Annotated in this window: 3 protein-coding genes; all 3 read right to left on the bottom strand. The window is 58.3% G+C overall.

The window, feature by feature from the left end; translation table 11 throughout:
• Nucleotides 1-137: 137 nt before the first annotated feature.
• Nucleotides 138-1,049 (bottom strand): DNA-binding protein, encoded by a 912-nt coding sequence (locus DET50_RS19250; RefSeq protein WP_181800025.1) that lies wholly within the window; start codon nt 1,047-1,049, stop codon nt 138-140.
• Nucleotides 1,050-1,152: 103 nt separating this feature from the next.
• Nucleotides 1,153-1,743: a cyclic nucleotide-binding domain-containing protein gene (locus tag DET50_RS19245; RefSeq protein ID WP_113864302.1), complete on the bottom strand. Its 591-nt coding sequence runs from the start codon at nt 1,741-1,743 to the stop codon at nt 1,153-1,155.
• Nucleotides 1,744-2,447: 704 nt separating this feature from the next.
• A partial coding sequence (locus DET50_RS19485; protein ID WP_181800024.1) for a hypothetical protein occupies nt 2,448-3,034 on the bottom strand: 587 nt, incomplete at its 5' end.

Raw genomic sequence — 3,034 nt, 5'->3', positions numbered from 1 at the left:
AGTGGTCCCGGGATAACCTCACACGGCTCCTGGACGGCTACCTGAAGCGCGACGATGACCGCGCCCTGTTCGACTTGCCGCCAGTCCCTGGCGGCGGTTCTGGCGAGGGCGAGGCTTAGCCTCGCCTCTGGCGCTTTTCAGCCCTTGCCTTTGACTGGATTCGCTTCCCGGAGCGCCTTCACTTCGCCCCGCAGTTCAGCGGCTTCTTGGGTGGCGGTGTCAGCCTTCTCTTCCAGCTTGGCCATGCGCTTCCGCATCTGCTCCAGTTCGCGCTGGGCGGCTTCCAGCTGGCCCTGACAGGCCTGCTCTCCAGCGGCCCGTTGCTGGGCGTCTTTCTCCGCCTTCTCGGCCCGCTTCGCCTGTTCCTGGGCCCGCTTCTCGGCGGCCTCCACCTGGGCCGTGGCCTCCTTCTTCACTGCGTCGATCTCGGCCTTGTGCTCCTTGCGGGCCTCGGCCAAATCGGCGCGGCCTTGCTTAATCGCTTCCTGGTGCAGGGCTTCGGCCCGCTCCGCTCTGGCTTCCGCTGCATCTTTCAACCCCGACTCTCTCAGAAGTAGCTCAGTGATCTCGGTCTTGTCTCGCTGAAACTTCTCTTTCTGTTCGGCTAGTTCGGCCTGCGCATTGTGCCGAGATGCATCCAAATCGTTGCAGGTGTCCTCCAGGGCCACGATTTTCCGCTGATACTCAGTTGCTTCGGCCTCCAGGGCAGCGATGCTGTCCAGGTGCTCCCGCACTTCAGCGGCAGCGGCTTCCTGGGCCTGGTGCAACGCTTCACGCTCGGCAGCCAGTCGCCGATCCGCTTCTTCAACAGCGGCGTGCCAGACGGCGCCCTGCAGTTGGTCCAGCCGTTCGGTGATCGCTTCCGGTACTCGAACCTCGGCCAGCTGGCTGTCCTCTTTTTTCGATTCCTTCCACTTTTTCAGCACCGGCCCTATGGTGGCAAAACTCCCGCCCCCCAAGGCGTCGCGGACGTTGACCTGGGTCGGGTTAACGCCCTCGGCTTCCAGTTTTTCAGCGGCCTCGATGATGCGATCTTCAGTTGTTGCCATGATCCCCCCCTTCTGTATTGTGTTGTATGTAGTATTGCAAAACATACAACACAATACAACAACAGATACAAAAAAACCCGGAAATAACCGGGTCGTTTCGGGCTTAACCCCCAATCCGGCGCTGCATCTCGCCGGTTTCCTGGTTAACTTCCCATTCGTTTCCATCTGGGTCCCGCACGATCGCAGGCAGGTCCGGCTCCAAGCCCTCGAGGCTCGGCTGGCTTGGCGGGTCAATACCATCACCAGTCGGTAGCTGAGTTTCCCCTAACTGCGGCAACTGCCGTAGCGGTGGTTTGCCCCCTTCCAGCGTCTCCTGGTCCTGCTCTGCGGCGCTCAGGATGATTCGGGCATCGAACGCTGCAAATCTCTGATTCTCTCGCTTATCCGCCCACGCCACACGGCGGTTGACGAGGTACGCATTAACGCCACCACGCTCAGACCCGACACGCGAAACGTCTAACCAATTTTCATCCTTCAACACCTTCACTGCGCGCTTAATCGTCATGGTGGTAACTCCCATCATTTCAGCCAGAACTTTCTGACTAACCACCACCGCACCAGATTTATCCATGTTTGCCACTAAGAGGTGCATCAACTGGGCCGCTTTTGGTTTCGTTCCGATCAAAACGGCCCATGCCTCATGAGCCTTTCTCTCGGTCTGAACCCATGTCCCTTTAGGCTTCATATCAGACATAAATCACCGTTAGATACCCAACACTGAAAACAAATATATCACACTTTAAAGTTAGATAAGTGCTCTCAAATGTTCCAGGGTGGGAACATCCTGGGTGTTCTAGGGTGGGAACACAGCTTGTGTTACCTGGCAATTTTTAAGTTATTGAAAATTAAGGGTTAAATTTTTATCCCCTTCTATGATCTAGGGCGGTGCAACCCTGCACAGTTGAGAGTGCATATCGCACTCTGAATTGGGCACCCCATCGGGGTGCTGCTATCGCGCCTCCGGCCGCCGATTAAAATCGGCTCCTGGTTCGCTCCTCGGGCAAAAATTCCGCTTCGCTCCATTTTCACCCTGCGGTGCGATTCCGATTTGACTGTGTACGGGCCTGAAACGGTAGTGAAGGGCCGCAAGTACCGGGGTGGCATTCCGCCCCGGTACTACTGGAAGTGCTTGTTCAATTCGATCTCAGAAGCTCACAGCGGCGAAAGCCGCCACCACCGAGCAAAAGGCCACCCCCAACCGTCCTAAGCATCAGTAAAGTCCTGACAGCGTTTTAAGGGCTGGCGCGGCCGGGAGGCCGCTAACTGTGGGGTTTGAGGCGCAACAAACTGCGGCGCAACCGCCGCCCCTCTCAAAAACCATAAGGCGTGTCGGACCGGCGAAGCCGGGGCGGCTGCGCCGCCAAATAGCCGCGCGCAAGCGCGCTCTTTTTTTCTTTGTTACCCGAGCCCCGGCCCCTGGTGCTCGTCGTCGTGGTCGTCTCGCTGCTGCTGGCGATGCTGAAACTCGCGCTCAAGCGAATTCAGAGGCCGCTCAGGCGGCTTTTCCGGTTTATCCGGTGGTTCTATGTACCCCCGAGCCTGTAGCGCCTTCTGGACGCTCTCAGGCGGCTTTTCCGGTTTATCCGGTGGTTCTATGTACCCCCGAGCCTGTAGCGCCTTCTGGACGCTCTCAGGCGGCTCTATGCCGTATTCCTGCATGAACCCAAGGGTTCGCCGGATCATGTCCGGCACAACTTCCTGCAGGCGTTCTAGCGCCTGCCTGGCGCGACTGGCGGCGGCTTTGGTCTCGGCAATCTCAACGATCAACCTGCCTCGCTCGATCTCCAGCTGCTCAACATAGAATTCCTCGACTTCGACCAGGATCTGCTCGTGTACCAGGTCTTCGTTTCGGAACAGCCGGGCGACGTTCTCTTGCCCGATCCGGGTGCTGCCCGGCTGTTCCGAAACGAAGACCTGGTACACGAGCAGATCCTGGTCGAAGTCGAGGAATTCTATGTTGAGCAGCTGGAGATCGAGCGAGGCAG

Source organism: Marinobacter pelagius (assembly GCF_003315345.1).
Taxonomy (GTDB): domain Bacteria; phylum Pseudomonadota; class Gammaproteobacteria; order Pseudomonadales; family Oleiphilaceae; genus Marinobacter; species Marinobacter pelagius_A.
Note: the sequence above shows the minus strand (reverse complement) of the source record. Positions and strands in the feature narration are given on the sequence as shown.